The sequence below is a fragment of the Halomonas sp. 707B3 genome (assembly GCF_024158645.1).
Classification (GTDB): Bacteria; Pseudomonadota; Gammaproteobacteria; order Pseudomonadales; family Halomonadaceae; genus Vreelandella; species Vreelandella lionensis.
This window is the reverse complement of the sequence record NZ_JAMZBE010000164.1, coordinates 1-7,033: the sequence shown is the minus strand read 5'-3', so window position 1 is coordinate 7,033 and position 7,033 is coordinate 1. Positions and strand designations below refer to the sequence as shown.

Genomic DNA, 7,033 nt, shown 5'->3' with positions numbered 1-7,033 from the left:
CGTCACGGCGGTGGTGTCCACCGCCGGTGGCGATGCCTTTATTGGCGGCCCGCTCGCGGAGCTTTCAAGCTACGGCATCAGCGAGAGCTGGCACCAGGACAGCGCGTTTCTCACCCGCGCAGTGGACATTGCCTGCCGCTGCGGCGCCCACGCGGTCACCCGCCCCGGCGCGTATGCCGCACTGCCCACCCACGCTGATATTGAAGCCCTGCGCAGTTCGGCAGGCTAGCACTCAGCGTCGTCGAGTTCGCTACTCGACGACGCTCTGGGTAACCCCTTCCGCCACATCCACCCGCCCACTGACGACTTCCAGCATAACCGGTTGACGGCGATGATCGACAAAGCTCACCTGGGTGATGCTGCGCTGCTCGGTGGCTCCTTCGATCAACATTTCCAGCGTGCCATGATCGCACCACCACCTCACCGTCACCGTTAACCCATCGACGCTTCCCGCCGCGTGATCGCAGGCAAAGTGCTCATCAAAGGCGGCCTGACCGTTACTCCCTTGACGCTCATAGTGTAGCGACGTTGTTGATTCACCTGCGGTCAGCCATAGCCGCTGCTGATAGCCCTGCTGCAGCGATAGCGCCAGTCTTGTGCCTGCTTTAAGCACCAGCGTCAGCTGGCCGTAAACCGCCGCGCCCTTTGGCAAAGCAATGCAGTGCTCCCCTGCCGTTTGAAGCGAGCGAGGCGATATGTGGCTTAGGGCGCTGAGCGCTTGAGCTGCTTCGCGAGCAAAACGCTGATGTAACCGCACCCCACAATAAGTCGCGCGCAAGGTAAGTTCTCGGGGCAGGCTCATGGTGCCTCGCCAGCCCGTTTCGGGGGCATGATTGGCGTACTGCCAGTTGTTCAACCACGCCAGCGCAAGCTGCCGACCAGGCGTGTTAGACCAACTCTGCACCGCGTAAAAATCCCGCCCTTCGTCCATCATCAGCACGGCGTCAGAAGCGTTGTCATTGGTGAAACGCTGGCCGTCAAACTCGCCGATAAAGTACTGGGTAAACGAGCCAAACGGGTTATCCGGCGTGGCGCCAATCCCCACCACCAGCACCCAGCGCGTGGCGGGCTCATCCGGCCCAGCGCCGTCCACCGGCAGCTCAAACAGATCCGGACACTCCCAGGGGTGCTGAGTATGCGCGCCCTCGCCTTCGCCAAAGGCGCTGGCAAACTGCCACTCCAGCAGGTTGTGGGAGGTATAGAAGTGAATCTCCTGCCCACAGGCCAGCGCCATCACCCAGCGCTGGCTAGGGCCATGCCAAACCACTTTAGGGTCGCGGAAATCTTTAAATCCAGGCGGTGGCAGAACCGGACTCCCCTCGTAGCGCTGCCAGGTACGGCCCTTATCGCGGCTATACGCCAAGCACTGGGACTGCTGGTAATCTTCTGGGTCATCTGAGAGCACCCGGTGGCAGGTGTAAAACGCCAGCAGCCCCGGCTGGCCGTCAAACAGCCCCGTGACATCGTGCTCATCCACCACGGCGCTACCCGAAAAGCAGGCACCCTCTTCATTGGGTGCCAGCGCAATGGGTAAATGCTGCCAGTGGCACAGGTCACGGCTTACCGCATGTCCCCAGTGCATTGGCCCCCAAACGGTGCTGAACGGGTGAAACTGATAAAACAGATGGTACTCTCCATCGAAAAACACCAGCCCATTGGGGTCGTTCATCCACCCCATCGGCGGCGCAAAATGCACCGCCGGGCGCTGGGGCTCAAAATCCACTAACGTCATGCTTAAACCTTAACTTAATCGTTTAAGTTAGCGTATCACGACTGCTTATGTTCTGAACCATCCCCTTTAGGTGTAGACACAAAAAAGCCCGAGCATGGCGACATGCTCGGGCAAACGTCTTGCTCACACGACCCGACATCAGTGAGGCAAGTAACGAGAGTGCTCGGTACGGTGTTACCTATTAATATTAATGGTGGAAACGCTCTGCGGCTTGGCGGGCCAGTTCACGGATGCCATCCCAATCTTCGGCATCGACCATCGCTTTCGGCGTCAGCCAAGAGCCGCCTACACACATTACGTTCGGCAACGAGAGGTAGGATTCGGCGTTGTCGACCGTGATACCGCCCGTGGGGCAGAAGCGCGCTTCGGGGATCGGTGCGCCGAATGCTTTGATCGCTTTAGCACCGCCGCTGGATTCTGCGGGGAAGAACTTGAAGCGGCGGTAGCCGTACTGCCAGCCGGTCATCAGCTCAGAAATGGTAGAAACGCCCGGCAGCATCGGTACGGGGCTCTCTACGCCGTAGCGGTAAAGCGCCTCGGTGGCACCTGGCGTAACGACGAAATCAGCGCCGACTTGCTCGGCTTGGCGGTACTGGGCAGGCGTGAGTACGGTACCGACCCCAATGCTGGCGCCCGGCAGCGCCTCTTTCATGCGCTTGATGGCTTCCAGGGCACAGTCGGTGCGCAGGGTAATTTCCAGCACGGTGAGGCCACCCTCAACCAAGGCGCGACCCAGCGGTACGGCGTCTTCCAGGCGCTCGATGGTGATCACCGGGATCACTTCGGCTTTCAGGCAGATGCTGTCTAGCTCGGCGGTGCGCGTTGAGGGTAGCTGTTTATCGATGGTCATCAGTGAGTCTCCAAGCAAATTGTTATTGGCGAAAGTGTAGCGTTAGGGCGCCCAGTAGATCGCCAGCGGGCAAGATAAGAAGGCGCGGATGGGCAGTGTACGAACATCGTCACCACTCATGGCATTCGCCAATACGGCACGCTTATCGTCGCCGGTAATATGTAGAATGTGGCGCTTTGCCTGATGCAGGCGGTCCGCCGAGAAGGTAATGCGCGGCTGCGGCTGGCTGGGAGTACGCACGGCCACTAGCGGCTCATCGGTAGAAAGCGCTAGGCCCAGCTCTTGGCTATCGGGGAACAGCGAAGCCGTGTGGCCATCGCCGCCCATGCCTAAAATCACCACGCTCGCTGGCCAAGCAAGCCCGGCGGTGGCTTCTGCTACCGCTGCCACGCCCTCTTCCGGCGTACCGGCGTCAGAGGTTAGCGGCACAAACGTAGCCGCGGCGGCGGGACCCTGCAGCAGGTTCTCGCGCACCAGCTTGGCGTTGCTGTCGCTGCTTTGCTCATCTACCCAGCGCTCGTCGGCCAGGGTGATATCGACCCGCGCCCACTCCAGCGGCTTTTGCGCCAGCGCCTTGAAAAACGGCACGGGCGTGGAGCCACCGGAGACCACCAGCAGCGCACGTGATTGGTTGGCAAGGTCATCGGCTAGCGCCTGATAGACGGCTTCCGCTAGCTGCTCGGCTAGCGCTTGACGTGCTTCGCTCATGTTAATAATCCTCGTACCAGCTGCGGCCATCCTGGGTAATCATGGCAATAGAGGCGACCGGCCCCCAAGAGCCCGCCGGATAACGGCGCGGCGGGGTTTCGCGTGTTTTCCAGCCGCTGATCAACTGGTCGCACCAGCGCCACGCGTGCTCCACTTCATCCCGGCGCACAAACAAGTACTGCTGGCCTTTCATGACTTCTAGCAGCAGACGCTCGTAAGCATCGGGAATACGCGATTTCGGGAAGGCGCTGTTGAAATCCAGGTGCAGAGGGCCAGGGCGCAGGCGCATGCCTTTATCAAGGCCGCTATCCTTGGTGAGTACCTGAAGGGCAATGCCCTCTTCCGGCTGCAGGCGAATAATCAGCTTGTTGGAGGCAATGCCACGCTGGTCCGGGTCGAAGATGTAGTGCGGCTGCTGACGGAAGTGAATGACAATTTGCGACAGTTTTTCCGGCATCCGTTTACCGGTACGCAGGTAGAACGGCACGCCTGCCCAGCGCCAGTTAGCCACTTCGGTTTTCATGGCTACAAAGGTTTCGGTCTGGCTTTGAGTGTTGGCGCCCTCTTCTTCCAGGTAGCCCGGCACTGCTTGGCCATCGCTGGTGCCAGCAATGTATTGGCCGCGCACTACGTCGCGCCCCAGCGCTTCACCGGTGAAGGGTTTCAGCGCTTTAAGCACTTTTACCTTCTCATCGCGGATGGCATCGGCATCCAGGTTGGAGGGCGGGTCCATGGCGATCAAGCACAGCAGTTGCAGCAGGTGGTTCTGCACCATATCCCGCAGCTGACCTGCATCATCAAAGTAGCCCCAGCGGCCTTCAATACCGACTTTTTCGGCGACGGTAATCTCTACGTGAGAGATATGGTTCTGGTTCCACTGGGTGCCGAACAGCGGGTTAGCGAAGCGCAGGGCGATCAGGTTTTGAACCGTCTCTTTACCCAGGTAGTGGTCAATACGATAGATGCGCGACTCGGGGAACACGGCACCAATCGCGTCGTTGATCTCCTCAGAAGAGGCTAGGTCATAGCCAATCGGCTTTTCTACTACGACGCGGGTATCGTCATCTAGACTGTTGCTCGCCTGCAAATTGCGGCAAATGTCGCCATAGATGCGTGCCGCGACGGATAGATACACCACCATGGGCTGCTTGGAGCCTTCGCGCCACTGGCGAATGGCGTCATAGCCCTCTGCGGTGGCGAAGTCGAGCTTGAGATACTCTAAGCGGTTCAGGAACCGCTCCAGGCTCTCTTTATCCTGCTCGTCTTTTTTCAGGCGCTTTTGCAGCGCACCGCTGACCAGTTGACGAAACGCGGCAGTGTCGTGCTCCTGACGCGCCAGCCCCATGATCCGCGTGCTTTCGGGCATCAAGCCTTCGCGGTCAAGATGATACAGCGCAGGAAACAGCTTGCGCATGGCAAGGTCGCCAAGCGCCCCAAAAAGCGCTAAATCAATAGCGTGATTCGGATCGCCCAGCGGGGCATGTGACTGGCTCATCTCAGCTCCTATTTATAATTAGGCTATCTAATGTAGTTAGATTACCTAAAATCTATCTGATGTGAGGCATTATACGCAATAATTCGTGTAATTTTACTACAAAATATTGTCGCCTGCTGCCCTTTCCGGTGGGTTTTACAACGACGATGTCGCGCCCTGACCGCCTACGCTTCTACCTTTACTCTACGCCCCTCGGATACGCCACCCCTCCTCCCCCCAAGGAGGAGGTGGCTTTGTGCGTAATTAGCGACGCTGACCGTGAACAAAGCGCGTCATGTGAGAACGCGCACGACAACAACAACGTCACAACGAGGTATGCACATCATGGCAATGGTTCGTCCATTTTTCACGCCGCTGCTCGCCGCTACGCTAGCAGCCACCGCCACACTCCCCGCCTTCGCCTTTGAGGATGACCGTTTAACCATTTGGATGGGCGACAATAAAGGCCAGGAAGGCATCCGCGCGGTCGCCGACCAGTTCCTAGAAGATACCGGCATCGAAGTGGAAGTCGTGTTTCCCGACAACCTGACCGACCGCTTCCAGCAGGCGGCAGGCAGCGGCCAAGGGCCGGATATCGTGATTTGGGCCCACGACCGCATGGGTGAATGGGCACAGAGCGGCCTGCTCAAACCGATCGCTCCCAGCGACAGTTTCCGCGAAGCGTTCTACGACTTCACCTGGGAGGCCGCGCTGTGGAATGGCGACACCTACGGCTACCCGATTTCGGTGGAATCCCTTGGGCTGATTTACAACAAAGCGCTGGTGGAAACGCCGCCCGAGAGCTTTGCCGAACTGATGGAGCTGGACGCCACGCTGGCTCAAGAAGGCAAGAAAGCCATCCTGTTCGATTACAGCGAACCCTACTACGGCTGGACACTGCTAGCGGCCAACGGCGGCTACCCGTTCAAACAGACCGACAGCGGCTACGACGTCAGCGATATCGGCGTCAACAATGAAGGCGCATTGCAAGGCGCAGAGCTACTGGTTGAGCTGATCGAAAGCGATGTACTGCCCCGCGGCACCGACTACAACCTGATGGATACCCGCTTCAACCAAGGCGAAGTAGCCACCATGATCAGCGGCCCCTGGGCATGGCCTAACCTGGAGCGCAGCGGCATTGATTACGGCGTGGCGCTGCTACCTAAAGTAGGCGATGAGCGGGCAAAGCCGATGTTTGGCGTGATGACCGCCATGATCAACTCCGCCACGCCCAACGACTTTTTAGCCATTGAGTTTTTAGAGAACTACCTGCTCAGCGAAGAGGGGATGCGCACCTTCAACAGCGACGGTTCGCTAGGCGCGGTGGCCCATATTGATTACCAAACCGAGCTGGCGGACAACCCCAACATTGCCGCCACGCTGGAAAACGCCGAAGTAGGCATGCCGATGCCTAATATTCCTGAAATGGGAGCCTTCTGGGCCGCCATGGAGCCCGCGCTGCAGAACATTGGCAGCGGTCGCCAATCCCCCCAAGAAGCGTTGGATGCCGCTGCACGGCGCATGCGTCAGTAGCCTCTATCTTTCCCCTCCCTGCCCAGCGGCATTAGCGGCTGGGCAGCTTTCAGGAAGCCATCATGTATACCACCAACGCGTCTCGTGGCCTTCCCCGCCATCGCTCTCGCCATCTTACTGAACGCTACACCCGCTGGGCCATGCGTGGCGTGATTGCTGTTTTGGTGATTGCGCTACTCTGGTTAGTCTTGGCCTTCCATTTGAACGGCCAGTGGATGTTTGCCCTGCTGTTTTTAGTGTTAGGCGGCTCGCTGGGCGTGGTGTTCACCAAACGCACGCTGATGAGCCACCGCTATATTTTCCCCGCAGTGGCAGGCCTCGGGGTCTTTGTTATTTTCCCGCTGATTTACACTTTCGGGATCAGCTTTAGTAATTACAGCTCTACCAACCTGCTTTCAGAAGAGCGGGTGCGTGGCCAGCTCATGAGCCAAACCTATCAAGCGGAAGGCAACGCTTTTGACCTAACGCTCTACCCCGAAGGCGAGCTGGTAAGGCTCTATTTGGAAAGCCCTCAGGGCCAGCGGTTTGTGTCGTCTCCGCTCAATTTTGCCAATCAGGAAAATCGCCAGATTGGCGTTCAGGCAGCCGATGCCCCGCCCGCACAGGAAGCGCTGGGCATGCGTGACATTATTCAAGCACGGGATGCCCTGCAAGGTTTGCGGCTGGTCACTCCAGACGGCAGCGAACTGCGTATGGCGGGCTTGCGCCAGTTTGCGCCCATGGTCAACCGCTATGA

At 58.8% G+C, this 7,033-nt stretch carries 5 protein-coding genes and 2 pseudogenes; 3 read left to right on the top strand and 4 right to left on the bottom strand.

The genetic code is table 11. The features are described from left to right. Positions 1-229: pseudogene (locus BIS10_RS16140) on the top strand (carbohydrate kinase); the annotation flags it as partial. Between the two features lie 21 nt (positions 230-250). Here BIS10_RS16140 and BIS10_RS16135 read toward each other — a convergent pair. The 4 genes from BIS10_RS16135 to zwf all read right to left on the bottom strand — a co-directional run bounded on the left by BIS10_RS16135 (position 251) and on the right by zwf (position 4,785). After that, positions 251-1,732 (bottom strand): glycoside hydrolase family 32 protein, encoded by a 1,482-nt coding sequence (locus BIS10_RS16135; protein WP_253506673.1) that lies wholly within the window; start codon positions 1,730-1,732, stop codon positions 251-253. 187 nt (positions 1,733-1,919) lie between these two features. Continuing rightward, positions 1,920-2,582 carry a bifunctional 4-hydroxy-2-oxoglutarate aldolase/2-dehydro-3-deoxy-phosphogluconate aldolase gene (locus BIS10_RS16130; RefSeq protein ID WP_159341832.1) on the bottom strand — a complete coding sequence of 221 codons (663 nt, stop codon included), beginning with the start codon at positions 2,580-2,582 and terminating at the stop codon, positions 1,920-1,922. A 42-nt stretch (positions 2,583-2,624) separates the two neighbouring features. Beyond that, positions 2,625-3,290, bottom strand: coding sequence for a 6-phosphogluconolactonase (gene pgl, locus BIS10_RS16125; protein ID WP_083025989.1), 666 nt, complete (start codon positions 3,288-3,290; stop codon positions 2,625-2,627). Position 3,291: 1 nt separating this feature from the next. After that, positions 3,292-4,785, bottom strand: coding sequence for a glucose-6-phosphate dehydrogenase (gene zwf / locus BIS10_RS16120; RefSeq protein ID WP_253506670.1), 1,494 nt, complete (start codon positions 4,783-4,785; stop codon positions 3,292-3,294). A gap of 324 nt (positions 4,786-5,109) precedes the next feature. Here zwf and malE point away from each other — a divergent pair, with 324 nt between their 5' ends. Then, positions 5,110-6,297 (top strand): maltose/maltodextrin ABC transporter substrate-binding protein MalE, encoded by a 1,188-nt coding sequence (gene malE, locus BIS10_RS16115; protein ID WP_083025991.1) that lies wholly within the window; start codon positions 5,110-5,112, stop codon positions 6,295-6,297. Between the two features lie 62 nt (positions 6,298-6,359). After that, a pseudogene (malF, locus tag BIS10_RS16110) lies at positions 6,360-7,033 on the top strand (maltose ABC transporter permease MalF); the annotation flags it as partial.